Source organism: Streptomyces sp. 8N114, from assembly GCF_052245835.1.
Lineage (GTDB): Bacteria > Actinomycetota > Actinomycetes > Streptomycetales > Streptomycetaceae > Streptomyces.
This window is the reverse complement of the sequence record NZ_JBQQBT010000028.1, coordinates 1-25,388: the sequence shown is the minus strand read 5'-3', so window position 1 is coordinate 25,388 and position 25,388 is coordinate 1. Positions and strand designations below refer to the sequence as shown.

Below are 25,388 nucleotides of genomic sequence, written 5' to 3'. Positions count from 1 at the left end.
GGTATTTGTTTGCTACAGCAAGTAACAAGGGGAAGGGTGTCACGGTACGGCAACAGGAGGCAGCCTCTTACGCCGCCTGTTCCAGGGGCCGCATGACAGAGGCCCCGGCCGCCTGGGGCGGCCGGGGCCTCTCGTTCACTGTTCGCTGGGGCTACACGCCCGAACCTGCGGGCACGGAGTCGGTCGCCTCCGTCCACAGATCCTGCTCGGCGCGGTCCGCCTGGATCTGGCGGTACACGAGGAGACCGCCGATGGCGGCCAGTGCGACCAGGAAAAGCTTCTTCACCGCGCTACCTCGTCCTTCATAGACATTGGGACCTCTCTGGCGGCCGATGATACCCAACAGCCTCCCCGTACAGCCGGGTCGGCCCGGCCGCGCCCTCACGCGCCGTCAGATGGCTGGTGAGGCGTCCGTCAGGCGGTCCGGGAGCGCTTCTTCCGCTTGGTCTTCGAGCGCTCGTCCAGCTGGATCTCGCGCTCGGCGCCGAGCACCCCTGCGCTCAGTTGCCGTCCGCGCTCCCGCTCGGCGTTGAACTCGGCGCCCAACTCGATGGCCAGGTTGGTGAGCCACAGCCACACCAGGAAGACCACGACCCCGCCCAGCGTCCCGTACGTCTTGTTGTACGAGCCGAAGTTCGCCACGTAGAACGCGAAACCCACCGAGGCGACCAGCCAGACCACCAGCGCCAGTACGGCACCGGGCAGCACCGAGCCGAAGCCGCGCAGCCGCGCGTTGGGCGAGGCGTAGTACAGCACGGCGATGATCAGTACGACGACCAGCACCATCACCGGCCACTTGGCGAAGTTCCACGCCGTCACCGCCGCGTCCCCGGCGCCCAGCGCGTTCCCGAGCTTCTTCGCCAGCGGCCCGCTGATCACCAACGCGACCAACACAGCGGCCTGGAGCAGCACCGCGATCAGCGTCACCAGCAGTTGCACCGGACGCAGCTTGAAGAAGGGGCGCCCCTCCTCCACTTCGTAGATCACGTTGGAGGCGCGCATGAAGGCCCCCACGTACCCCGAGGCCGTCCACAGCGCGCCCAGGGCGCCGACGATCAACAGCACCGTGGAAGTGCCGGAGCTGGCCGCCATGGACTCGATCGGCTTCTTGAAGGTCTCCACCGCGGACGCCGGGCCGATCGAACTGACCAGGTCGTTCAGGGTGCTGATGATCTTTTTCGGGCTCATCACCAGGCTGACGAGCGAGATCAGCGCGATCAGCGCGGGGAAGATCGACAGCACCGAGTAGTAGGTGAGGGCGGCGGCCGAGTCGGAGAGATTGTCCTCCTTGAACTCGGTCAGGGTGCGCTTGAGCGTCTGGCCGAGAGTTCCTTTGCGCGCGTGCGGTGGCCCCTCGGGCCGTCGCCCGGACGTCTTCTCCCGCTCGGGCTCGTACGCAGCAGGCTCGCGTTCCTGCTGCTCGGGCTCCTTCTCGGACCGGCCGCGCTCGGGCCGCGGCCGGCGCTCGTTCTCGGGTCGGCGCTCGGACCGCCGGGGCCGCTCGTTCTCGGGCGGACGCTCAGGCCGGGGCCGACGCTCGTTCTCCGGCTGGGGCTTGCCGAGGCCGGGCTCGGCCACGGGCCCCCGCTCGGGCACAGCCCGCTCTCCGGGCCCGCGTCGTCCGTGCCCCGGAGGCTGTTCGGGCCCGGGCGGCTGTTTGCGGCCGGGCGGCTGCTCGGGCCCGGACTGCTCGTGCTCAGGCTTGTTCTCGGGCCGGGATCCGGGATCGGGACCGGTCATCGCAGCACTCCGCTCACCGAGGGGCGCCGGCCGGCGCCGGCGTCGGGTCGGGCTACCGGTACCAGGGCCGGAGTCGGTGCAAACGTCACCACAAGGCGTGACCCCCGCTCCGCCGGGCGGTGGAGGCGGATGGGCCCAGCGGTGGATGTCCCGGCACAAGCGGCGTCCGAGGCTGGGAACGCCGACAAGGAAAGGGGATCCAGGTGGAGCGCTGGGACCGGGCCGGACGGGGGTCGGCCTATGGAGCGGCCCTGGCGCTCGCACCGTATTTGCTGATCAAGGTGTCCTGGGTGGTCGGCTCGTTGCTGGGACTGCTGCCGGGGGGAGAGGGCTTCGGCCTGGCCGGGTGGGTGCTCCTCAACACGGTGACCATCGGTATGGCGGGCATCGGAATCACACTGGGCCTCGCCCTGGTACGGCCGTGGGGGATGCGGATACCGGCATGGCTGGTGGTCTTCTGCGCCTGGGCGGGCTCCGGGTTCCTGGTGTCGGTCCTGCCGTACAGCGTGCTCAGCGCGGTGCTCGACCCCGCCGACGGCGACTCCGCGGACGGCGGGGGCGGCGACCCCACCATGCCGGGCTGGGAGGCCGCGCTGGTCCAGTTCAGCTTCATCGGGATGGGGCTCGGGCTCGCCGTCGCGCTCCCCGCCTACCTGCGACGGCGCTGGCCGGACGCGTTCGCGGGACGGCTCGGCGACGAGGACGGGGAGGAGGAGGGGAACGGGGCCGGGAACGGGGCCCGCCCCCGCGCCGTCCCGCTCTGGGCGCCCGCCCTCGCGGCCGTGGTGGGGCTGATCTGGCTGTACTGGTCGGCCGGCGGCACCCTGGGGATCGCCCGTCCCGCCGAGCGGAACACCGACGGCTCCCTGCTGACCGGCGTCGGCGCGTGCTGGGCGCTGGCCGCTTCGGCCGCCTGCTGGACGCTCGTACGGGGGCGGCCGGCCCGGCTGCCCCGGCGGCTCCCGCTCGCGGTGTGCTGGCTCGGGTCGGGCTCGCTGTTCGCCTGGAGCGGCTGGAAACTGCCGTTCACGCTGTTCGTGGCGCTGGCCCAGCCGACCGGCGTCGTACTGCCGGAAAACCTCGCCGTCGCCGTGGTGCTGCACATCACCGCCGTCGCAGCAGGCGCCGGCATGCTCGCAACGCTGATCCCTGGGGACACCTCATCCGGTGCCCCAGGGCGGCCGTCTCAGCGCAACGGGGTCAGCTCATGGACCTGCCGTGCGCCGGGGTCAGCGGACGTCGACGCAGTCGCCGGTCGAGGTGACCGCAGGAGTGGTCGAGGTGCCCGCGAAGGAGTAGCGCCAGCAGGTGTCCTTGTCCGCGGTGCGCGTGGTCCTGACGACCCCGGCGGACGAACCGCTGCCGGTGGTGTACGTCTTGCCCGTGACGTAGCTCCCACCGCTCGCCGGCCGGGACTCCAGCTTCACCGCCTGCTTGGTGTAGCCCGCGTACTTGGACGTGTCCCAGTTGGCGCGGGTGAGGGAGCCGGTGATGGTGAGGGTCTTGCCCTTCTTCACCGGCTCCGGGGAGGCGTTGACGGTGAGCTTCGAGTAGCGCTTCATCGCGAACGACCCGGTGTTGTCCTGCTGCAGCCAGTCCCCGTCGTTGCCCTGGGCGATGGCCTCGACCTTCCAGGTGCCCGCCGCCTGGTTGGACAGGTCCACCTGCGGGTCGATCGTGAACGTCTGCTTGCAGTCGGCGGTGGTGGCCGACGTGGCCGTGCAGTCGGCCTCGTCCTCGTTCGCCAGGACACCGGCGTCGAGCTCGTCGAACGCCGAGCCGTGCCACAGGATCGCGTCGGCCCACGCGGCGCCGGAGTCGTCGGTCACGGTGAAGGTGACCGTCACCGTCCTGGTCCTGGTGGTGCCCAGCACCACGTCCTGGCCGCCGTTGACGACGACGCCGGAGATCTGCGTGTCGCCGTACCCGTCGTCCTCAGCGGCGGCCCGCAGCCCGAGCGGGGCGGCGGCACGCTGCGCCGAGGTGGCCTTGCGCAGCTCGGCGTCGTGGGTGGCACGGACGTCCGCCGCGGCATCGCTCGCCGGAGCGGGGGCGGCCAACGCGGTCGGAACCGCGAGAGCGGTCAGGGCCAGGGCACCGCTCACGGCGGCGGCAGTGGCACGCATACGCATGTTCCCCAAGTGGAGAAGGGGCCCCGCGAGCTGGCTGCTCGTGGAAGGGCCCAAGTTTCGAAGGAGTCTGTTGACTCGACGAAGCAGATCCATGAAAGGTCAGGAAGGTTGCACTCGTTGGGGGAAGACGCAGGAAAAGAGACCTCTTTACCGACAACCTGCCCTTTGCACCTACAAGCACCCGGACCGCAAGGCGCACCAGGCACCGCGGGGACGCGGGGGAACACCACGCGGACTACGGGATGTTGCTGCTCACCTCGCACCGCACCGCCACATCACGGTCGCCTCCTTCACCGTCGCAGTCATCGGCCTGCGGGCCTCCGTCGAGGCGGTCTGCGTCCGGGCCCGCCCGCAGGGTGTCGTCCCCGGTACCGCCCAGAAGCCGGTCCCCACCGCCCACGGTGCCGACGGTCATGGTGCCGCCGGCATCCACGTTGTCGCCGAAGAGCTTGTCGTTGCCGTCGCGGCCCCGGATCCGGTCCTCGCCCGCGGCGCTGACGTTTTTCGCGGCACTGTCGCCGATGAGAGTCTCGCCCGCCGATCCGCCGATGAGCTCGTCGTCGCCCCCACCGACCGCCGTACCTTCCGGCGGGACGGTGTTGTGGTCCCCGACGGCGAAGGCCCCGCCGTCGGCCCCCAGGTCCAGGACATCGTCGCCGTCCCTGCCGGTGGCGCGTACGGCCGCGATGCCGTCGCCCCTCAGGCCGTCGACGCCCATGCCTCCCTCGACGAGGTCGTCGCCGGCGCCCGAGGCACTGCCCGTGAGGGACGTGCTGTCACCCGCCGCTCCGTCGTCACCGGGCCCGCCGAAGATCAGGTCGTCGCCCCCTCCCGAGGCGTTGCCGTGGAAGGCGATGCTGTCGCCGCTCGCGCGGTCGGCGCCTTCCCCGAGGAGCAGCAGGTCCTCTCCTCCGCCGGAGGCGTCGCCGCTCTTCGCGAAGACATCTCCGGACACGGTGTCGTTGTCGGCGCCGGAGCTGATCGCGTCGTTCCCGCGACCCCCGCTGACGTTGTCGCCTCCCGCGAGACCGCAGATCAGGTCGTTGCCGCCGTTGCCGTCGATGGTGTCGGCGCCGGGAGAGCCGACGATGACGTCGGCGCCCCCGGTTCCGTTGACGGTGCCGGCACCGGTGATGGTCGCCGGGCGGCCGAAGCAGGTGGCCTCCTGACCCTGCTCGGCAGCAGTGGCCGCGGGGAGCCAGAGGGTGAGCAGTGCTGTCGCGGCGAGGCCGACGGGGAGAACCCGCCGGACCCGCCGGTCTGCCGGGCGGCAGAATCTGTGCGCCGACGGCGATGGGGAAACGCGATCCACGGACATGAAGACCTCCGGTTGCTGGACGCCGCCGGCCACGCCGACCTGGAGCAGGACAGCAAGCCTCTGCTGACGTCGCCCGGCCGGCTCAGGAGGCGGTAACCATTGAATATTTGTGACTATACGGAGGGTTATCGTCCGATATGCGGAACGACGCAGCCGAAGCCCGCGAACATCACCCGTCCCGCCGGGGGCCCGGAACAACGGCGCTCCGCGCACCGCCACGGGCCCGGACATGCGGAAGGCCCGGCCCCTCATGAGGGACCGGGCCTTCCGATCTGGCGTTGCGCCACTGTGCGGCTACCAGGACTTGAACCTGGGGCCTCTTCCTTATCAGGGAAGCGCTCTAACCGTCTGAGCTATAGCCGCGCGCTGCACGGAAAGGTTAGCGCACTTCAGCCGTCGTCCCAAATCGGTTCCGCGGGGTCCGGAGGCAGCCTCCGCGGGTTCCGGGTGGGCCTACTCGTCCTCCGCCAGGGTCAGCTCCACGCCGCCGACGAAGCCGGCCGAGAGGTTGTAGATGAAGGCGCCGAGGGTGGCCAGTGCGGTGGCCAGGACGACGTTGATCACCGCGATGAGCGAGGTGAAGAGCAGGACGCGGGGCAGCGAGAGGAAGGTCTCCAGGTCGAAGCCGCCACTGCCCTCGGCGCTGGTGGCCTCGCTGACGGTGCCGCCCAGGGTGGAGAAGACGCCCATCGCGTCCATCACCATCCACAGCACGGCGACCGCCACGACGGTGCACACCCCCAGCGCCACCGCCAGCAGGAAGCTGACCTTCATCACCGACCACGGATCGGCCTTCGCCACCCGCAGCCGCGCCTTGCGCGTCCGCGGCACCGTACGCGCCCCGGTGCGGGGCTTGCGTACGGTGTCCGACCCGGCAGTGTCCGACCCCGACGGCGGCCGACCCGACGGGCCCGGCCGGCCGCCGTCCGGCGACGGATACGCCTGCGGCGGCCGGTGCGGCTGCTGCTCGCCCTTCTGCGGCTGCGGCTGCGGCTGGGCCGGGGACGGGGGCTTCGCCTGCGGCTGCGGCTGCGCCTTCGGCTGCGGCTGAGCACCACTCACGCCCTGCTCCTAGTTGTCCTAGTCGTCGTCCGGGTCGGGCGCGTCCTGCTGCTCCCCCTCGTGGGGGGTACCCGCCGCGGCCTCCACTTCCTCGGCCTCCCGACCGGCTTCGGCGTTACGTGCCACGCCGACAACCGCGTCCTTCTTGCCCAGGTTGATCAGTTGGACGCCCATGGTGTCACGGCCGGTCTCCCTCACTTCGTTGACCCGCGTACGGATCACACCGCCGCCGAGCGTGATGGCGAGGATCTCGTCGGTCTCCTCGACCACCAGCGCACCGACCAGTGTTCCCCGGTCTTCCACGATCTTGGCCGCCTTGATGCCGAGACCGCCGCGGCCCTGGACCCGGTACTCGTCCACATTGGTCCGCTTCGCGTACCCGCCGTCGGTTGCCGTGAACACGAACGTACCCGCCCGCACGACATTCATCGAGAGGAGTTCGTCGTCTTCACGGAAACTCATCCCCTTGACGCCGGAGGTGGCCCGGCCCATCGGGCGCAACGCCTCGTCGGTCGCGGTGAAGCGGATCGACTGCGCCTTCCTGCTGACCAGCAGCAGGTCGTCATCGGGGGAGACCAGCTCGGCACCGATCAGCTCGTCGTCGCGGCCGTCCTCCATCTCGCGGAGGTTGATCGCGATGACGCCGCCGGAGCGGGGCGAGTCGTAGTCCTTGAGCGGGGTCTTCTTGACCAGACCCGATTTGGTGGCCAGCACCAGATAGGGCGCCGCCTCGTAGTCCCGGATGGCGAGGATCTCGGCGATCTGCTCGTCCGGCTGGAAGGCCAGCAGGTTCGCCACGTGCTGACCCCGTGCGTCCCGCCCGGCGTCCGGCAGCTCGTACGCCTTGGCCCGGTAGACGCGGCCCTTGTTGGTGAAGAACAGCAGCCAGTGGTGGGTGGTGGAGACGAAGAAGTGGTCGACGATGTCGTCTTCCTTCAGCTTCGTCCCGCGCACGCCCTTGCCGCCGCGCTTCTGGGCGCGGTAGTCGTCGGTCTTGGTGCGCTTGACGTAGCCGCCACGGGTGATCGTGACGACGATGTCCTCCTCGGCGATCAGGTCCTCGATGGACATGTCGCCCTCGAAGGGGATCAGCTTGGTACGCCGGTCGTCGCCGAACTTGTCGACGATCGCCCGCATCTCCTCGCCGATGATCTGCCGCTGCCGCTCGGGCGAGGCGAGGATCGCGTTGTACTCGTTGATCTTCGCCTGGAGCTCGTCGTGCTCGGCGGTGATCTTCTGCCGCTCCAGCGCGGCCAGCCTGCGCAGCTGCATCTCCAGGATCGCGTTGGCCTGGATCTCGTCGATCGTCAGCAGCCCCATCAGGCCCTCGCGGGCCTCCTCGACGGTCTGGCTGCGCCGGATCAGCGCGATGACCTCGTCGATCGCATCCAGTGCCTTGAGCAGACCGCGCAGGATGTGGGCGCGCTCCTCGGCCTTGCGCAGCCGGAAGCGGGTACGCCGCACGATCACGTCGATCTGGTGCGCGACCCAGTGCCGGATGAAGGCGTCCAGCGACAGGGTGCGCGGCACGCCCTCGACCAGGGCCAGCATGTTGGCGCCGAAGTTGGTCTGCAGATCGGTGTGCTTGTAGAGGTTGTTGAGGACGACCTTGGCAACCGCGTCCCGCTTCAGAACGATGACGAGCCGCTGGCCGGTCCGCGAGGAGGTCTCGTCGCGGACGTCCGCGATGCCGCCGATCCGGCCGTCCTTGACCAGGTCGGCGATCTTCAGCGCGAGGTTGTCCGGGTTGACCTGGTAGGGCAGCTCGGTGACGACCAGGCACTGGCGGCCCTGGATCTCCTCGACCTCCACCACGGCCCGCATGGTGATCGAGCCGCGCCCGGTGCGGTACGCCTCCTCGATGCCCTTACGGCCCACCACCAGCGCGCCGCTGGGGAAGTCGGGGCCCTTGATGCGCTCCATGAGGGCGTCCAGCAATTCCTCGCTGGAGGCCTCGGGGTGGTCGAGATACCACTGGGCGCCGGCGGCGACCTCGCGCAGGTTGTGCGGGGGAATGTTGGTCGCCATGCCGACGGCGATCCCGGCCGAGCCGTTGACCAGCAGGTTGGGGAAGCGCGCCGGAAGAACCGTCGGCTCCTGGTTGCGGCCGTCGTAGTTGTCCTGGAAGTCGACGGTCTCCTCGTCGATGTCCCGGAGCATCTCCATGGCCAGCGGCGCCATCTTGCACTCGGTGTACCGCATGGCCGCGGCCGGGTCGTTGCCCGGCGAGCCGAAGTTGCCGTTGGAGTCGACCAATGGCATCCGCATCGACCACGTCTGCGCCAGCCGCACCAGCGCGTCGTAGATCGAGGTGTCACCGTGCGGGTGGTAAGTGCCCATGACGTCGCCGACGACGCGGGCGCACTTGTAGAAGCCCTTCTCGGGGCGGTACCCGCCGTCGTACATCGCGTACAGCACCCGGCGGTGCACCGGCTTGAGGCCGTCGCGGATGTCGGGCAGCGCGCGGCTCACGATCACGCTCATCGCGTAGTCGAGGTAGGAGCGCTGCATCTCCGTCTCGAGGCTGACGGGCTCGACGCGCGCACCCGCCTCGGTGTCCACCAGCGCGCTGTCGGGCGCGGGGGCGTTCTCGGGCGTGGGCTCGGGTGTGATGGGGGTCTCGTCGGCCATGGTTAAAGATCAAGTCCTTCTCTGTGTGCGGCGCTTCGGGTCCTGGTACGGCAACCAGGGGCCGACGTCAGATATCGAGGAAGCGGACGTCCTTGGCGTTCCGCTGGATGAACGAGCGGCGGGCCTCGACGTCCTCACCCATCAGGATGGAGAACAGGTCGTCGGCGGCGGCCGCGTCGTCCAGCGTCACCTGGCGCAGAACGCGGTGCTCGATGTCCATGGTGGTGACGCGCAGCTCGTCCGCGTTCATCTCACCCAGACCCTTGAAGCGCTGCACCGAGTCGTCCCTGATCCGCTTGCCCTGCTCGCGGCCGAGCTGGATGAGGTTGTCGCGCTCGGGGTCGGAGTACGCGTACTGGTACTCGTCCCGGCTCCACTTGATCTTGTACAGCGGCGGCTGCGACAGGAAGACGTGTCCGGCCTCCACCAGCGGCCGCATGAAGCGGAACAGCAGGGTGAGCAGCAGGGTGTTGATGTGCTGACCGTCGACGTCGGCGTCCGCCATCAAGATGATCTTGTGGTAGCGGAGCTTCTCGATGTCGAAGTCCTCATGCACACCTGTGCCGAACGCCGAGATCAGCGCCTGCACCTCGGCGTTCTGCAGGACCTTGTCGATCCGCGCCTTCTCCACGTTCAAGATCTTGCCGCGGATCGGCAGGATGGCCTGGTACTCGGGGTCACGGCCGGACTTGGCCGAGCCGCCCGCCGAGTCGCCCTCCACGATGAAGATCTCGCACTTGACCGGGTCGTTGGACTGGCAGTCCGAGAGCTTGCCCGGCAGCGAAGCCGTCTCCAGCAGACCCTTGCGGCGCGTCAGGTCCCGCGCCTTGCGCGCGGCGACCCGGGCCGTGGCCGCCTGGATGCCCTTGCGGATGATGTCCGCGGCCTCGTTCGGGTTCCGGTCGAGCCAGTCGGTCAGATGCTCATGGACGATCTTCTGGACGAAGGTCTTCGCCTCGGTGTTGCCCAGCTTCGTCTTCGTCTGGCCCTCGAACTGCGGCTCACCCAGCTTGACGGAGATGATCGCGGTCAGACCCTCGCGGATGTCCTCACCCGTGAGGTTGTCGTCCTTCTCGCGCAGCAGCTTGCGGTCCCGCGCATACCGGTTGATCAGCCCGGTCAGCGCGGCCCGGAAGCCCTCCTCGTGGGTACCGCCCTCGTGGGTGTGGATGGTGTTGGCGAAGGAGTAGACCCCCTCGCTGTACTGGCTGTTCCACTGCATCGCGAGCTCGACCGAGAGCATCCGCTCGGTGTCCTCGACCTCGAAGGAGATGACGGTGTCATGGACCAGCTCGCCCTTGCGGGAGTTGAGGTAGCGGACGAAGTCCGCAATACCGCCCTCGTAGTGGTACCGGACGGTGTTGGGCCGGCCCTCCTCGTCGACGTGCCCCTCGCGCTCGTCCGTCAGCGAGATGGTCAGGCCCTTGTTGAGGAACGCCATCTCCTGGAAGCGCCGGGAGAGCGTCTCGAAGGAGTAGTCCGTCGTCTCGAAGATGTCGCTGTCGGCCCAGAAGGTGACCACGGTGCCGGTCTCGTCCGTGGCCTCGTTACGGGACAGCGGCGCCGTCGGCGCACCCAGCTTGTAGTCCTGCGTCCAGCGGTAGCCGTCCCGCTTGACCTCGACGGCCACCTTCTGCGACAGCGCGTTGACGACGGAGACACCCACGCCGTGCAGACCCCCGGAGACGGCGTAGCCGCCACCGCCGAACTTGCCGCCCGCGTGCAGCACGGTGAGCACGACCTCGACGGCCGGCTTGTTCTCCGAGGGGACGATGTCCACGGGGATACCGCGCCCGTTGTCGGTCACACGTACACCGCCGTCGGCGAGCAGCACCACCTCGATGGTGTCCGCGTGCCCGGCCAGCGCCTCGTCCACGGAGTTGTCGACCACCTCGTACACAAGGTGATGAAGACCACGCTCACCGGTCGACCCGATGTACATGCCGGGCCGTTTGCGAACCGCGTCCAGCCCCTCCAGGACAGTGATCGCGCTCGCGTCGTACGACGGCACCTCGGCACCGTCTACGGGGACGGAAGTGGGGGTTGCCTCCGCGGTCTGCGGCGGAGTCGTCTTGTCGTTCTCGTTGAGATCGCCGGAATCGGCCACGAAGCGCCCTTTCTGGCACAGCACAGGCCGTCTCCAGGGCAAGGCGGAGCGGCTGCGTCGTTCGACATGTCCCGCAACGGTGCGGTAGTCCCCCAGTGTACCGGTGGCTGCGACAGGAGTGGGGGTTTGCCGGTGCCTGAGTCCACATGTGGCGCCCTGAACTGGCGTCGTTCGACTCCCCATATCTGGACCGGGGGGCCAAGAGCTTCACAGTGGCACTGAGCGCTTCGATCCGTCTCCGGCTGTCCCGGCCCGCATACGCACCGCGACCGGAGGCCCGAAAGCCTCACCCGTACGTGTCGCCCGGCCCTCTGCTGCCGGGCGCCCGCAGCGGCCCGTACCCCTTGCGCGGAGCCTCCGGGCCGCGCACCTTGATCATCCGTACGGTGCCCTGACCGAGGTCCTCGTTCAGCCGCGCCACCAGCTGCGGCGCCAGCAGCCGCAGCTGCGTCGCCCACGCCGTCGAATCGCAGCGCACCAGCAGGGCGCGCTCCTCCTCGTCGTACCGCTGCGGCTCGCAGTGCTGCGCCAACTCGGGTCCCACCAACTGCGGCCAGCGCCCCATCACCCCGCCGACCGCCGCCGGGGTCTCCCAGCCGCGCTCCGCGATCAGCCTGCTGACGGCGGCACCCAGCGGCAGCGGATCCCTCCCGTCCCGCCGCGCGCCCGAGCGCAGCCCGCCGCCGCGCCGGGCCTGCCGCCGCTCCTGCGCCTCCGCCCCGCGCGCCCGTGCCTGCTCCTTGGCAGCACGCAGCGCGACCCGCGCCAGGTCGACACCACTGGTCGCGCGAGGCTCCGACTTGCCGGGCTCCTGGGCTTCTTGGGGCTCTTCGGACTCCTTCACAGGATCTTTCCGTTCGCTTCTCCGCCGACGCGGCAGCGTGCGGGCATCATCGTCGTCTGCGGCCCCGGCAGCCACGTGTTCCCCCAGCCTCCGGCCGGGTGGTGCCCCCAGCTCACGACGGCGTCACCTCCCCGTCCGCCACCGCGAATCGCGTCCCCACCAGCACATCCGGTACGTCCTCCGGCACGGCGGCGGTCACCAGCACCTGCTCGGCCGGGGCCACCAGCTCCGCCAGCCGGGTACGGCGTCTGGTGTCCAGCTCGGCGAAGACATCGTCCAGGATCAGCACCGGCTCATGTCCCTCGCTCTTGAGCAGCTCGTACGCGGCCAGCCGCAGCGCCAGCGCGTACGACCAGGACTCGCCATGGCTGGCATACCCCTTCGCGGGCAGCTCGCCCAGCCGCAGCAGTACATCGTCGCGGTGCGGGCCGACCAGCGTCACGCCGCGCTCGATCTCCTGCCTGCGTGCTTCGCCCAGCGCCGCGACCAGCCCCGCGTACAGCTCCTCCCTGGAAGCGCCGGCCACCGGACCCCGGTACTCGAACGCGACAGGACCGCCGCCCGGCGCCAGCCGCTCGTACGCCTTGTCGGCCAGCGGTCCCAGCACCGCCAGCAGGTCCAGCCGCTGCGCCAGCAACTCGGCGCCCGTACGCGCCAGATGCTGATCCCACACATCGAGCGTGGAGAGGTCCACGCCCCGGCCGCCGTGCCGCCGCGCCATGGCAGCCGATTTGAGCAGACTGTTGCGCTGCTTGAGCACCCGCTCGTAGTCCGAGCGCACCCCCGCCATCCGCGGGGCACGCGCCGTCACCAGCTCGTCCAGGAAGCGGCGCCGTTCTCCCGGGTCGCCCTTGACCAGCGTCAGGTCCTCCGGCGCGAACAGCACCGTGCGCAGGATGCCCAGCACATCGCGGGGCCGCACCTGCGAGGAGCGGTTGATCCGCGCCCGGTTGGCCTTGCCCGGGTTCAGCTCCAGCTCGACCAGCTGCTCGCGCTCACCCTGCCGCACCTGGGCCCGTACGACGGCGCGCTGGGCACCCTGCCGCACCAGCGGCGCGTCCGCCGAGACCCGGTGGCTGCCCAGCGTGGCCAGATAGCCGACGGCCTCGACCAGGTTGGTCTTGCCCTGGCCGTTCGGACCGAGAAACGCCGTCACGCCCGGACCGAGCGGCACCTCGGCCCGGGCGTACGAGCGGAAATCAGCGAGCGAGAGATGCGTGACGTGCATCGCCTGGCCGTCAGCCTCCGGTGGGCGGAGTGACGTCGGCGCCGGGGGAATCGGCACCCCGCTCACCGGCCTTGTCCGCGGCCGTCACCGCGTGCCCGCCGAACTGGTTGCGGAGCGCGGCGATCATCTTCATCTGCGGGGAGTCCTCCTGCCGGGAGGAGAACCGGGCGAACAGCGAAGCAGTGATCGCGGGCAGCGGCACCGCGTTGTCGATCGCGGCCTCCACCGTCCAGCGGCCCTCGCCCGAGTCCGCCGCGTAGCCGCGCAGCGCGTCCAGGTGCTCGTCGCTGTCCAGCGCCTTGACGGCCAGGTCCAGCAGCCAGGAGCGGATGACGGTGCCCTCCTGCCAGGAGCGGAAGACCTCGCGCACGTCGGTCACCGAGTCCGCGGCCTCCAGCAGCTCCCAGCCCTCGGCGAAGGACTGCATCATCGCGTACTCGATGCCGTTGTGGACCATCTTCGCGAAGTGGCCCGCGCCGACCTTGCCCGCGTGGACGGAGCCAAACTCTCCCTCGGGCTTGAGCGCGTCGAAGACCGGCTGCACCTTGGCCACGTCCTCGGCGGAGCCGCCGTACATCAGCGCATAGCCGTTCTCCAGGCCCCACACTCCGCCGGAGACACCGCAGTCGACGAAGCCGATGCCCTTGGCCTTCAGCTCCTCGGCGTGCTTCTCGTCGTCGGTCCAGCGCGAGTTGCCGCCGTCCACGACCAGGTCACCTGGGGAGAGCAGGTCACCGAGCTCGTCGATGGTCGACTGGGTGGCCGACCCCGCCGGCACCATCACCCACACCACGCGCGGTGCGCTCAGCGAGTCCACCAGCTCCTTGAGGCTGCCCACGTCGGCGACGTCCGGATTCCGGTCATACCCGATGACCGTGTGGCCCCCGCGGCGGATGCGCTCGCGCATGTTCCCGCCCATCTTCCCGAGACCGACCAGACCGAGCTCCATCACTGCCCCTTAGCTGAGTTTCTTGCTGATTCGTACCTGGATACGACCCTACGCTTCCACAGGCTGTGGGCAGGCTGCCGCCAGGGACGCCCTCGGCAGGCGTCAGCCCGAAAGCCGCACGGGCATGATCAGGTACTTGTACGCCTCGTCAGCCTCGGCGTCCTTGGCCGGACGGCCACTGAGCAGGGCGGGCTTGGTCGAGGTCGTGAACGACAGCTGGGCGACGGGCGAGTCGATGGCGCTCAGCCCCTCCAGCAGGAACCCGGGGTTGAAGGCGATCGAGATGTCGTCGCCCTCCAGCTCCGCGTCGACGCGCTCCACAGCCTGTGCATCGTCGCTGGACCCGGCCTCCAGGGTGAGCACCCCCTGCTCGAAGCTGAGCCGCACCGGGGTGTTCCGCTCCGCGACGAGCGCCACACGCTTGACGGCCTCCACGAACGGCGCCGTCTCGATCACGGCGACGGAGTTGAACTCCGTCGGGAACAGCGTGCGGTACTTCGGCAGGTCGCCCTCCAGCAGCCGCGTCGTCGTCCGCCGCCCGGCGCCCTCGAAGCCGATCAGCCCCTCGCCGGAACCGGATCCGGACAGCGCCAACGTCACGCTGTCCCCGCCGCTGAGCGACTTGGCGGTCTCCAGCAGCGTCTTGGCGGGCACCAGGGCCACCGCGGAGGCGTCCGGCGTCTCGGGCTTCCACAGGAACTCGCGCACCGCGAAGCGGTACCGGTCGGTGGAGGCCAGCGTGACGGTGTCGCCCTCGATCTCGATGCGCACACCGGTCAGCACCGGCAGGGTGTCGTCCCGCCCGGCCGCGATGGCGACCTGCTGCGCCGCCGCGGCGAAGACCTCGCCGGGAACGGTGCCGGTGGCGGACGGCATCTCCGGCAGCGCCGGGTACTCCTCCACAGGGAGGGTGTGCAGGGTGAACCGGGAGGAGCCGCAGACGACGGTCGCCCGTACACCGTCTGTGGAGATCTCCACCGGTCGGTTGGGGAGGGCGCGGCAGATGTCGGCCAGCAGCCGGCCGGAGACCAGCACCGTGCCGTCCTCCTCGACCTCTGCCTCGACCGAGACCCGTGCCGAGACCTCGTAGTCGAAGCCGGAGAGGCTCAGTGTGCCGTCTTCCGCCTTCAACAGCAGGCCCGCGAGCACGGGCACCGGCGGGCGGGCGGGGAGGCTCTTGGCCGTCCAGGCCACCGCCTCCGCGAGCACATCGCGTTCAACCCGGATCTTCACGTTCAGCCGCCTCCTGCTGCTGCCTCTGCTCGTGCTTTGCCGGGCACCAGTCTGACGCACCGGACTGACAGCAGGTGCGGGTGCGGGTCAAGTCGGCGCGATCCGGGTCGGGGCCCGCGGCGCCGAGTTGTGCACAGCCCCCACTTCGAAGCGAATCCCGGGCTCTCTAGGTGTCGTCGTAGTAGTAGGGCCTGTGGAAACGGTGGAAAAGCGCGTTTCCGCAGCTCAGCCCGGGAATTTTGTCCACCGCGCCTGTGGGCGGACCGGTGGAGGAAGCGGGGTTTGCTGTGGACGCGGAAAAGTTCTGCACACCCCGCCCACAGGCAGGGGCGGTTTCCCCACAGCGGCGCCCACAGTTTTACCCGCCTTTCCCACAGCCCAATCCTCGCCCTCGATGTGACCGCTTTCACTCGGACCGGTGAGCAGGCGCGTTGGGTTACCGAACAGTGGACAGCTCTGTGGAGAAGTAGCCGATCACTGGGGAAAAGAAGCCCCAACCTGTGGGCGGCCGGTGGACAAGCCACGAGCCGCCTCGCGCCCCGTCCCGCCCTCCACACCCTGTGGACGTCGCGCGCCCACAAGTACACAGCCGAGTGACCTCGGTAAACCACCCTCCCACCGGGGCAGTTGTGGACGCCCTTGGGACAACGGAAACGGTCCCCAGGGTGTGGAAGCGGTAAACCGCCTGTTGCTGTGGACCGGGCCGCGCCTGGACCCGAGATTCGAACAGCGAAGGGTCCCCGGGGAGGTCGTGCCCCGAAGGGGCGCGGGGCGGCGTTCAATGTGCGGCTCCGCCGCGTGGGCGCGCTCGGCCACGACGTCCCTCGCAGCCTGCGGGCGTCGGGCAGGGGCACCCCCTGCCCGAACAATGGGAGGGACGGCGCCAGATCCGCCGTACAAGCCCCGCACAGCGGCGCGTGTCAGCCGTTCTTGATGCGGTTGGTCAGCTCCGTGACCTGGTTGTAGATGGAGCGCCGCTCGGCCATGAGCGCGCGGATCTTCCGGTCGGCGTGCATCACGGTGGTGTGGTCGCGCCCGCCGAACTGGCCGCCGATCTTCGGCAGCGAGAGATCCGTCAGCTCCCGGCACAGATACATCGCGATCTGCCGTGCTGTGACCAGGACCCGGCTGCGTGAGGAGCCGCAAAGATCGTCCACCGTCAGCCCGAAATAGTCGGCCGTCGCGGCCATGATCGCGGGCGCGGTGATCTCCGGCGTTGCGTCCTCGCCGCCGGGGATGAGGTCCTTCAGCACGATCTCGGTCAGCCCCAGGTCGACGGGCTGCCGGTTGAGGCTGGCGAAGGCCGTCACCCGGATCAGGGCGCCCTCCAGCTCCCGGATGTTGCGGGAGATGCGCGAGGCGATGAACTCCAGCACCTCGGGCGGGGCGTTCAGCTGCTCCTGCACCGCCTTCTTACGGAGGATCGCGATCCGCGTCTCCAGCTCGGGGGGCTGGACGTCGGTGATCAGGCCCCACTCGAAGCGGTTGCGCAGCCGGTCCTCAAGCGTTTCGAGGGCCTTGGGCGGCCGGTCGCTGGAGAGGACGATCTGCTTGTTGGCGTTGTGCAGGGTGTTGAAGGTGTGGAAGAACTCCTCCTGCGTCGACTCCTTGTCCGCCAGGAACTGGACGTCGTCGACGAGCAGGATGTCCATGTCGCGGTAGCGCTTGCGGAACGCGTCCGCCTTGCCGTCGCGGATGGAGTTGATGAACTCGTTGGTGAACTCCTCCGAGCTGACGTAGCGCACCCGCGTGCCCGGGTAGAGGCTGCGCGCGTAGTGGCCGATCGCGTGCAGCAGATGCGTTTTGCCGAGCCCGGACTCGCCGTAGATGAACAGCGGGTTGTACGCCTTGGCCGGCGCCTCCGCCACGGCGACGGCCGCGGCGTGCGCGAAGCGGTTCGAGGCGCCGATCACGAAGGTGTCGAAGAGGTACTTCGGGTTCAGCCGCGCGGTGGGCTCCCCCGGACCCGTGGCCGGAGCCGGCTGCGCGGCCAGCGGCCCGGGCGCCCCGCTGGGTGCCGGCAGCTGAGCCGGGCTGTCGTAGTGCGGGGCGGGCGGCCGGCCCTGGGGCGGCACCTGCGGCCGGGGCCGCTGCTGGTGCTGCTGGTGCTGCTGCTCGTACGACTCGAAAGACTGCTGGTCGTAGCCCTGCCCACCGCGCTCGTAGGTCTGACTGCCGGCGCGCTCGTAGCCCTGTCCGCCGCTGTAGCCCTGGGCACCCTCGTAGCCCTGGCCGGTGTCGTAGCCGCCGCCCTGCTGGTCGTAGGACTGCTGCTGCTCGTAGCTCTGCTGGTCGTACGGCTGCTGCTGGCGCTCGTAGGGCTGGCGGGGCTGGTGCTGCTGCGGGGGATACGGCTCGCGCGGCTGCTGCCAGTGGGAGTAGTCCGTCGGGTACGCGGAGCGGGCACCGGGGACATCGCGGCTCTCGTACTGCTCGTAGCGGTCCTGCTCGTACCTGTCCTCGCCGTACCGGTCCGGCTCGTAGCGGTCCTGGTGGCCGTGCTGTTGCGGGGGCTGGGGGTGCGAGGGCTGCTGCGGCTGCGACTGCTGTTGCTGTTCGGGGGCCGGTGTGGGGGATGGGATGGCCGGGGCGGGTGGGGCGGTTGCCTCGGGGGCGGGGCCCGTCACCGTGATCGCCAGCCGGATGGGCTGCTGGCACTCCCGGCTGAGGGCCTCGGTGATCAGCGGCGCGAGGCGGCCCTCCAGGACCCCCTTCGCATACTCGTTCGGAACGCCGAGCAGTGCCGTACCGGAGACGAGGACGAGGGGCTGGCAGTCCCGCAGCCAGCGCTGGTCCTTCGCCTCGACGCCCTGTCCCTCGCGCAGGAGCTGGTCCAGCACCCGTGGCCACACTGCGGCAAGATCGGCAGGTAGGTCAGCCACGGGGCACGCTCTCTCACTCGCTGGGTGACGGGTCACTCGCTGTGTGACGGTCGTCCGGTGATCGACCATGTCCCACGAATGCATGTTTCTCGGGACGGTCGGGAAGGAAGGGAAGTTCGGCCACGGTAGTCACGCGGACGTGCCCCGTTCAAGTCGTTGTCCACAGGCTGTGCACGAGTGCAGTAGCCGGGCAGCGGGCGGAGCGGCCGCCGGGCGGGGGCCGGGCGCCCCACTGGCGCTGGTTTGACCGGATGGCTAAGGCGCGCGTACCGTAACCAGGTCGAGTGTCGACGGCTGCTGCCGCCTGCCTCCGATGGGCAAGATCGGCGGGTTCTCCCGGTCGATCATGAAGCGGTGCACACTCGGGCGTTGCGAGCTACTCGTGGGCGCACGGTGACAGCCGGTCGACTCCCCACACCCAGTCCCGCGGTGATCGTGGGACACGAAGCATCTCTGGAGCCCCCGAGTGAGCAAGCGCACCTTCCAGCCGAACAACCGCCGCCGCGCGAAGACCCACGGCTTCCGGCTGCGCATGCGGACCCGCGCCGGCCGCGCGATCATCGCGAACCGCCGCAGCAAGGGTCGCACCCGCCTGTCGGCCTGAGCAGCCTGACCACAGGTCCATGACGTGCTGCCTACCGAGAACCGGCTGAGGCGGCGCGAGGACTTCGCGGCCGCGGTACGCCGAGGACGCAGGGCTGGGCGCCCTCTCCTCGTCGTCCATCTACGCAGTCGAACGGACCCGCATGCGTCGGGGGGAGAGGTCCCCCCGGTGCGTGCGGGTTTCGTCGTGAGCAAGGCCGTCGGCAATGCGGTGGTCCGTAACCGTGTGAAGCGGCGCCTGCGGCATCTGCTGCGGGACCGCCTGTCCCAGCTGGCCCCCGGTAGCCTTGTCGTCGTACGGGCGCAACCCAGCGCGGCGGAGGCGGACCACGTGGAACTGGCCCGCGATCTGGATGCCGCGCTGCGGAAGCTGCTCAAAGGGTCCCCTCGCTCAGCTGCCTCGGGGGACAGCCCCCGGATTCCCGGCCGTGAACCGGGAGGGAGAGCTCAGTGAAGTACCCGCTGCTGTGGTTGATCAAGCTGTACCAGTGGACCATCAGTCCGATGCTCGGCCCGGTGTGCCGGTACTACCCGTCGTGCTCGCACTACGGCTATACGGCCATCGCCCGCCATGGCGCCGTGAAGGGAACGGCGCTGACGGCCTGGCGCATTCTGCGCTGCAATCCGTGGTCGCCCGGTGGCGTCGACCATGTCCCCGCCCGGAAGCACCCGGTATGGCACCAGCGGATCCGCTCCCGCTGGCAGCAGCACCGGACCCAGTCCAACGCCCAAGGAGCCTGATACGTGGACACGATCCTGAGTCCTCTCTATACCGCTGTCTCCTGGATCATTGTCCAGTTCCATTCGCTGTTCAGCCTGGTCTTCGACGAGAACAGCGGTTGGGCCTGGGGTCTGTCCATCTTCTGCCTGGTGGTGCTGATCCGGATCTGCCTGATCCCGCTCTTCGTGAAGCAGATCAAGTCGACCCGGAACATGCAGGCGCTCCAGCCGAAGATGAAGGCGATCCAGGAGCGCTACAAGAGCGACAAGCAGCGCCAGAGCGAAGAGATGATGAAGCTCTACAAGGAGACGGGCACCAACCCGCTCTCCAGCTGCCTGCCGATCCTGGCGCAGTCGCCGTTCTTCATCGCCCTCTTCCAGGTGCTCAACCACATCGCCAACGACAAGGCTGTGGGTGTGCTCACCCAGGCCGAGGTCGACAGCGCCCGTAACGCCAAGGTCTTCGGCGCCCCGATCGCTGCGAAGTTCATGGACAGCGCCGGCAAGGTGCAGGAGCTGGCCGCCACGCTGACCGACGTCCGCGTCGTCACGGTCATCATGATCATTCTGATGTCGGCGTCGCAGTTCTACACGCAGCGCCAGCTGATGACCAAGAACGTCGACCTGACGGTGAAGACGCCGTTCATGCAGCAGCAGAAGATGCTGATGTACGTCTTCCCCATCATGTTCGCCGTCTTCGGCATCAACTTCCCCGTCGGTGTCCTCGTCTACTGGCTGACCACCAACGTGTGGACGATGGGCCAGCAGATGTACGTGATCAAGCGCAATCCGACCCCCGGCTCCCGTGCCTTCACGGAGCGCCAGGAGAAGCTGCGCGCCAAGGGCAAGCTCAAGGAGGACCCGAAGGAGGTCGAGGCGCGCGAGGCCGCCGAGGCGGCCCGGGTCCGGCGGCAGCAGCCGAAGCGGCAGCCCAAGGCGAAGCGTCAGAGCGGCGGCGGCGCGGTCGCCACGGGCACCAAGAAGGACGACTCCGCCCCGGCTGCCACGTCCATGCAGAAGACCGACCAGAAGACGGACCAGAAGCAGGGCGGTCAGTCCGGCCAGTCCGGTCAGAAGCAGTCCGGGCAGAAGGGCGCCGGCCAGAAGCAGGGCGGCGGGTCGAAGGCGGCAGGCCAGGCCAAGTCCGGCCAGCAGAAGTCGGGCCAGAAGAAGTCCGGCCAGCAGCGCAAGGGCCCGCAGCGTCCCAAGCACCCCTCCAAGAAGTGAGCACCGAAGGAGTCCCCGCCGTGACGGACACGACTGCCCCAGAAGGCACCGAAGCCGACACCGACACCCTGACCCGCCTGGAACAGGAGGGTGAGATCGCGGCCGACTACCTCGAGGGACTTCTCGATATCGCCGACCTGGACGGCGACATCGACATGGACGTCGAGGCCGACCGCGCCGCGGTGTCGGTGATCAGCGAGGGCTCGTCCCGCGACTTGCAGAAGCTGGTCGGCAGGGACGGGGAGGTCCTGGAGGCCCTCCAGGAGCTGACCCGGCTGGCCGTGCACCGGGAGACCGGTGACCGCAGCCGGCTGATGCTGGACATCGCCGGGTTCCGGGCCCGTAAGCGCGAGGAGCTCGCGGAGCTGGGCGCGAAGGCGGCTCAGGAGGCGAAGAGCAGCGGAGAGCCCGTCAAGCTGCGTCCGATGACGCCGTTCGAGCGCAAGGTCGTGCACGACGCGGTGAAGGCCGCCGGACTGCGCAGCGAGTCCGAGGGCGAGGAGCCGCAGCGCTGCGTGGTCGTACTCCCGTGACGGAGCGGTGGGGGGAGACCCCGGAGCAGCAGGCGGAGCTGCCGCCCGCTCCGGAGACGGCGCACAAGGCGTTCGGGGACAGCCTGCCCGCTGTCGAGCGGTACGCGGAGTTGCTGGCGGATGCCGGAGTACGCCGCGGACTGCTCGGCCCGCGCGAGGTGCCCCGGCTGTGGGAGCGGCACCTGCTGAACTGTGTGGTGCTCTCCGAGGTGGTGCCCGAGGGCGTCACGGTCTGCGACGTCGGCTCGGGCGCCGGGCTGCCGGGCATTCCGCTGGCGCTGGTGCGGCCGGATCTGGAGATCACGCTGCTGGAGCCGCTGCTGCGGCGGACGACCTTCCTCCAGGAGGTCGTCGAGCTGCTGGGGCTCGACCATGTGACGGTGATGCGGGGCCGGGCCGAGGAGATGCTGGGCACGCTGACCCCTGTCCATGTGGTGACGGCCCGTGCGGTGGCGCCGCTGGACCGGCTGGCCGGCTGGGGCGTTCCGCTGCTGCGGCCGTACGGCGAGATGGTGGCGCTCAAGGGCGACACCGCCGAGGAAGAGGTACGGGCGGCCCGGGACGCGCTGCACAAGCTGGGTGTCGTGGAGACGACGGTGGAGCAGATCGGCCGTGGTCTGGTCGATCCCCCCTCGACGGTCGTACGGGCCAGGGTCGGCGAGAGCCCCGGTGGGGTGCGTTTCGCGGCCCGCCGCGTCAAGGCCGAGAAGGCAGCCCGGGCGAGCGGCCGTTCCACGCGGGGCGGTCGACGGCGACGCTGACGCACCGGGAGGGAGTGGCCGGGTCGGCGCTGAAACGCTGATTCGGTTACTCCATAAAAACGCTTAAGGCCCCGCGGAGCGGAGTGTCGCGACGGTCACCGTCGGGTGCGTGTGCATCGTGTTTCACGTGAAACGCCGCTCTCTGTTGCACGGAATCATCAACCGAGGCCGCTCTGCCGCCAGTGCGCGCGGCCAGACCGCCCCTGAGCCCCGCTCGGACGTGGAGTTGTCCACAACTGAGCGGGGCTCGCTGGTTCACGGGACCGAAAGCATGGGAGGCTCTGTCCATAGCGAGCCTGATGTTGAGGAGAGTGAACCGTTGCGGTCCGACGCCAACATCGCGGGACCGATGGCCGACCCGGTCCCCGGTCCCCGCACAGAGCCGGGGGATACCAGCGCGGGTGGGGTCGCTCCCCGCGGTGACGCGGCACGTGAAACGCCACCGCCCATGGATGACACGCCGATCGGCCGTGCGGCCCAGCAGGCGGTCGAAGCGATGAACCGCGCCGGGGAGGGGCTGCCTCGCCCCGCCCAGACGAGGGTCATGGTCGTCGCCAACCAGAAGGGCGGAGTCGGCAAGACCACCACGACGGTGAATCTCGCCGCCTCGCTGGCGCTGCACGGGGGCCGCGTCCTGGTTGTCGACCTCGACCCGCAGGGCAACGCCTCGACGGCGCTGGGGGTCGACCACCATGCCGAGGTTCCGTCGATCTACGACGTTCTGGTGGAGAGCAAGCCGCTCTCGGAAGTCGTCCAGCCGGTGCCGGACGTGGAGGGGCTCTTCTGCGCGCCAGCGACCATCGATCTCGCCGGTGCGGAGATCGAACTCGTGTCACTGGTCGCGCGGGAGAGCCGCCTTCAGCGCGCCATCGAGGCATACGAGCAGCCGTTGGACTACGTCCTCATCGACTGCCCGCCCTCGCTGGGGCTGCTGACGGTGAACGCGCTCGTGGCCGGCGCCGAGGTGCTGATCCCCATTCAGTGCGAGTACTACGCGCTGGAGGGGCTCGGCCAACTGCTGCGGAACGTCGAGCTGGTGCGGGGTCATCTGAACCCGCGGCTGCACGTCTCGACCATCATCCTCACCATGTACGACGGCCGGACCCGGCTGGCGTCGCAGGTGGCGGAGGAGGTGCGTAGCCACTTCGGCAAGGAGGTCCTGCGCACCAACATCCCGCGGTCGGTACGGATTTCGGAGGCGCCCAGCTACGGGCAGACGGTCCTCACCTACGATCCGGGCTCCAGCGGTTCGCTCTCCTATCTGGAGGCGGCGCGGGAGATTGCCCTGCGAGACCCGCACATTGAGCAGGCGCAGCAAGCACAGCAGCAGCTTCAGCTACAGCAGGCGCAGGCCCAGCAAGTACACGCACACCACACACAGCAAGCACAGGCGCAGCAGCACGGCAGCATGGCGGAGGGGACTCAGTGAGCGAGCGACGTAGGGGTCTTGGGCGGGGGCTCGGTGCACTGATCCCGGCGGCTCCAACGGGGACGGATACAGCTGACTCCGCCGAGAACGAGCAGAAGCCGAACATGTCGGGGGGCTCCACCTCCCCCACCGCTGTTCCCGTGCTCACTCCCGAGAAGGGGGTACGAGGCGTGGCAGCGGCCAAGGTCGCCGCGCTCTCCCAGCGGGAGAACGAGGACGAGGTTTCACGAGAAGACGCCGTTTCACGTGAAACAGAGCCATCGGCCACTGTGGAAGGCGGTGTTCCTGAGGAGGCGGCGGGTGCGTTCTTCGCGGAGGTGCCACTCGAGGCCATCACGCCGAACCCGCGGCAGCCCCGTGAGGTCTTCGACGAGGATGCGCTGTCCGAACTGGTCACTTCCATCAAGGAAGTTGGCCTCCTCCAGCCCGTGGTCGTCCGGGAGCTCAAGGCCGGCAGCTTCGAGCTCATCATGGGTGAGCGCCGCTGGCGGGCCTGCCGTGAGGCGGGACTGGAGCGGATCCCGGCCATCGTCCGGGCCACCGAGGACGAGAAGCTGCTGCTTGATGCGTTGCTGGAGAACCTGCACCGCGCACAGCTCAACCCGCTGGAAGAGGCGGCCGCCTACGACCAGCTCCTCAAGGACTTCAACTGCACCCATGACGAGCTGGCCGACCGTATCGGCCGTTCCCGCCCGCAGGTGTCCAACACACTGCGGCTGCTGCGGCTCTCTCCGGCAGTGCAGCGCCGGGTGGCCGCCGGAGTGCTCTCCGCGGGGCATGCGCGAGCGCTGCTGTCCGTGGAGGACGGAGAGGAGCAGGACAAGCTCGCTCACCGCATCGTTGCCGAGGGACTCTCGGTGCGTGCGGTGGAGGAGATCGTCACGCTGATGGGCGGCAAGCCCAAGGGCAGCACCAAGCCCAAGGGACCCCGAGCCGGCGCGCGGGTCTCCCCCGCGCTGGACCACCTGGCGGGGCGGCTTTCGGACCGCTTCGAGACGCGGGTGAAGGTCGATCTCGGCCAGAAGAAGGGCAAGATCGTGGTCGAGTTCGCCTCGATGGAGGATCTGGAGCGCATCCTGGGGCAGCTCGCTCCGGGTGAGGGCCGGGTGCTGGAGCAGAAGCTCGCCGAGGGCGACAGCGGCGAGGACGCCGATGTCTCCTAGCACTGGACCTACAGAGAGCTGAATCCCCATAGACGGTAAGGGGCCCGGGCGTCTGTCGCCCGGGCCCCTGCTTGTGCCCGTCACAACAGAAGAAACCCGCCGACGAGTTGTCGCCCCATGGATACGATGTCTGTCATGGGGCGACAACTCGTTCCGCTCACGCTGGACAACCTCCCGGACCTGCCGAAGCGCTGCCGTGGGTGCACCTTCTGGGAGCTGGACCCGGTCAGCGGTGAGGAGGCGAAGAAGGCAGGGCGGCCGGATCTGGAGAAAGAAGCCTGGATCTCGGCGGTGCTGCTGGAGTGGGGTTCATGCGGCCGGGTCGTCTATGTCGACGATGTAGCGGTCGGCTATGTGCTGTACGCGCCCCCTGCGTATGTGCCGCGTTCCTTCGCCTTTCCTACCAGCCCCGTCTCCCCCGACGCGGTGCAGTTGATGACGGCCTCCCTGCTGCCGGAGTTCCAGGGGCAGGGGCTCGGCCGGGTGATCGTGCAGACAGTGGCGAAGGATCTGCTGCGACGGGGGTTCAAGGCGATAGAGGCGTTCGGGGACACACAGTGGGCGGAGCCGGCCTGTCTGCTGCCCGCCGACCATCTGCTGTCCGTCGGCTTCAAGACCGTCCGCCCGCATCCCCGCTACCCCCGGCTGCGGCTGGAACTGCGCTCCACCGTCTCGTGGCGGCACGACATGGAACGGGCGCTGGACCAGTTGCTGGGCAAGGTGCACAGCAAGGAGCCGGCACTGCGGCCGCTGTGAGGGCGCAGTTGGGGGCTTCCTAGGGGGCCTTCGAGTACGACTGAGGGGCGCGCCGTTTCACGTGAAACGG

General features: G+C 69.4%; 22 protein-coding genes, 1 tRNA gene and 1 pseudogene. 9 read left to right on the top strand and 15 right to left on the bottom strand.

Going from position 1 to position 25,388, the window contains the following annotated elements:
- Positions 1-151 precede the first annotated feature (151 nt).
- The 15 genes from ACTWQF_RS32450 to dnaA all read right to left on the bottom strand — a co-directional run bounded on the left by ACTWQF_RS32450 (position 152) and on the right by dnaA (position 18,126).
- Positions 152-286, bottom strand: a complete 135-nt coding sequence (locus tag ACTWQF_RS32450) for a DLW-39 family protein (protein WP_019356762.1) — start codon at positions 284-286, stop codon at positions 152-154.
- Positions 287-414: 128 nt separating this feature from the next.
- Complete coding sequence (locus ACTWQF_RS32445) at positions 415-1,740, bottom strand: YihY/virulence factor BrkB family protein (RefSeq protein ID WP_443283319.1); 1,326 nt, start codon at positions 1,738-1,740, stop codon at positions 415-417.
- A gap of 238 nt (positions 1,741-1,978) precedes the next feature.
- The gene (locus ACTWQF_RS32440) at positions 1,979-2,353 is read right to left on the bottom strand and encodes a hypothetical protein (RefSeq protein WP_443283318.1); all 375 of its coding nucleotides are present in this window, start codon (positions 2,351-2,353) and stop codon (positions 1,979-1,981) included.
- A gap of 36 nt (positions 2,354-2,389) precedes the next feature.
- A complete protein-coding gene (locus tag ACTWQF_RS32435) occupies positions 2,390-2,872 on the bottom strand; it encodes a hypothetical protein (RefSeq protein ID WP_443283317.1) in 483 nt (160 codons plus the stop codon).
- Positions 2,873-2,969: 97 nt separating this feature from the next.
- The gene (locus tag ACTWQF_RS32430) at positions 2,970-3,866 is read right to left on the bottom strand and encodes a DUF5707 domain-containing protein (RefSeq protein ID WP_443283316.1); all 897 of its coding nucleotides are present in this window, start codon (positions 3,864-3,866) and stop codon (positions 2,970-2,972) included.
- 241 nt (positions 3,867-4,107) lie between these two features.
- A complete protein-coding gene (locus tag ACTWQF_RS32425) occupies positions 4,108-5,190 on the bottom strand; it encodes a calcium-binding protein (RefSeq protein WP_443283315.1) in 1,083 nt (360 codons plus the stop codon).
- Between the two features lie 289 nt (positions 5,191-5,479).
- Positions 5,480-5,553 (bottom strand) — tRNA-Ile (locus ACTWQF_RS32420).
- A 90-nt stretch (positions 5,554-5,643) separates the two neighbouring features.
- Positions 5,644-6,252: a DUF3566 domain-containing protein gene (locus ACTWQF_RS32415; protein ID WP_443283314.1), complete on the bottom strand. Its 609-nt coding sequence runs from the start codon at positions 6,250-6,252 to the stop codon at positions 5,644-5,646.
- An 18-nt stretch (positions 6,253-6,270) separates the two neighbouring features.
- Positions 6,271-8,883: a DNA gyrase subunit A gene (gene gyrA / locus ACTWQF_RS32410; protein ID WP_443283313.1), complete on the bottom strand. Its 2,613-nt coding sequence runs from the start codon at positions 8,881-8,883 to the stop codon at positions 6,271-6,273.
- Between the two features lie 67 nt (positions 8,884-8,950).
- Positions 8,951-11,014 carry a DNA topoisomerase (ATP-hydrolyzing) subunit B gene (gene gyrB, locus ACTWQF_RS32405; RefSeq protein ID WP_443283312.1) on the bottom strand — a complete coding sequence of 688 codons (2,064 nt, stop codon included), beginning with the start codon at positions 11,012-11,014 and terminating at the stop codon, positions 8,951-8,953.
- 262 nt (positions 11,015-11,276) lie between these two features.
- Positions 11,277-11,834: a DUF721 domain-containing protein gene (locus ACTWQF_RS32400; protein ID WP_443283311.1), complete on the bottom strand. Its 558-nt coding sequence runs from the start codon at positions 11,832-11,834 to the stop codon at positions 11,277-11,279.
- Between the two features lie 112 nt (positions 11,835-11,946).
- The gene (gene recF, locus ACTWQF_RS32395; RefSeq protein ID WP_443283310.1) at positions 11,947-13,062 is read right to left on the bottom strand and encodes a DNA replication/repair protein RecF; all 1,116 of its coding nucleotides are present in this window, start codon (positions 13,060-13,062) and stop codon (positions 11,947-11,949) included.
- A gap of 10 nt (positions 13,063-13,072) precedes the next feature.
- Positions 13,073-14,011 (bottom strand): phosphogluconate dehydrogenase (NAD(+)-dependent, decarboxylating), encoded by a 939-nt coding sequence (gene gnd / locus ACTWQF_RS32390; protein ID WP_443283309.1) that lies wholly within the window; start codon positions 14,009-14,011, stop codon positions 13,073-13,075.
- A 102-nt stretch (positions 14,012-14,113) separates the two neighbouring features.
- Positions 14,114-15,244, bottom strand: coding sequence for a DNA polymerase III subunit beta (gene dnaN / locus ACTWQF_RS32385; RefSeq protein WP_443283308.1), 1,131 nt, complete (start codon positions 15,242-15,244; stop codon positions 14,114-14,116).
- A 920-nt stretch (positions 15,245-16,164) separates the two neighbouring features.
- Entirely contained in the window at positions 16,165-18,126 is a 1,962-nt protein-coding gene (dnaA, locus tag ACTWQF_RS32380; protein WP_443283307.1) for a chromosomal replication initiator protein DnaA, read from the bottom strand.
- Positions 18,127-18,592: 466 nt separating this feature from the next.
- On the opposite strand from dnaA, the gene rpmH reads away from it, so the two are divergent.
- From rpmH to ACTWQF_RS32335, 9 genes and pseudogenes are all read left to right on the top strand, one after another.
- Positions 18,593-18,730 (top strand): 50S ribosomal protein L34, encoded by a 138-nt coding sequence (rpmH, locus tag ACTWQF_RS32375; protein ID WP_443283306.1) that lies wholly within the window; start codon positions 18,593-18,595, stop codon positions 18,728-18,730.
- A 24-nt stretch (positions 18,731-18,754) separates the two neighbouring features.
- Positions 18,755-19,120, top strand: a pseudogene (gene rnpA / locus ACTWQF_RS32370) (ribonuclease P protein component); the annotation flags it as partial.
- A 59-nt stretch (positions 19,121-19,179) separates the two neighbouring features.
- Complete coding sequence (gene yidD, locus ACTWQF_RS32365; protein ID WP_209242663.1) at positions 19,180-19,470, top strand: membrane protein insertion efficiency factor YidD; 291 nt, start codon at positions 19,180-19,182, stop codon at positions 19,468-19,470.
- 3 nt (positions 19,471-19,473) lie between these two features.
- Positions 19,474-20,676 (top strand): membrane protein insertase YidC, encoded by a 1,203-nt coding sequence (gene yidC, locus ACTWQF_RS32360; protein WP_443283305.1) that lies wholly within the window; start codon positions 19,474-19,476, stop codon positions 20,674-20,676.
- A gap of 20 nt (positions 20,677-20,696) precedes the next feature.
- Positions 20,697-21,209, top strand: coding sequence for a Jag family protein (locus ACTWQF_RS32355; RefSeq protein ID WP_209266052.1), 513 nt, complete (start codon positions 20,697-20,699; stop codon positions 21,207-21,209).
- The gene (gene rsmG / locus ACTWQF_RS32350; protein WP_443283304.1) at positions 21,206-21,970 is read left to right on the top strand and encodes a 16S rRNA (guanine(527)-N(7))-methyltransferase RsmG; all 765 of its coding nucleotides are present in this window, start codon (positions 21,206-21,208) and stop codon (positions 21,968-21,970) included. The genes ACTWQF_RS32355 and rsmG overlap by 4 nt, the downstream gene beginning before the upstream one ends.
- 271 nt (positions 21,971-22,241) lie before the next feature.
- A complete protein-coding gene (locus ACTWQF_RS32345; protein WP_443249845.1) occupies positions 22,242-23,399 on the top strand; it encodes a ParA family protein in 1,158 nt (385 codons plus the stop codon).
- Positions 23,396-24,562, top strand: a complete 1,167-nt coding sequence (locus ACTWQF_RS32340) for a ParB/RepB/Spo0J family partition protein (protein WP_443283303.1) — start codon at positions 23,396-23,398, stop codon at positions 24,560-24,562. The genes ACTWQF_RS32345 and ACTWQF_RS32340 overlap by 4 nt, the downstream gene beginning before the upstream one ends.
- A gap of 135 nt (positions 24,563-24,697) precedes the next feature.
- On the top strand, positions 24,698-25,318 hold the full coding sequence (locus ACTWQF_RS32335) for a GNAT family N-acetyltransferase (protein WP_443283302.1): 621 nt from the start codon (positions 24,698-24,700) through the stop codon (positions 25,316-25,318).
- Positions 25,319-25,388 lie beyond the last annotated feature (70 nt).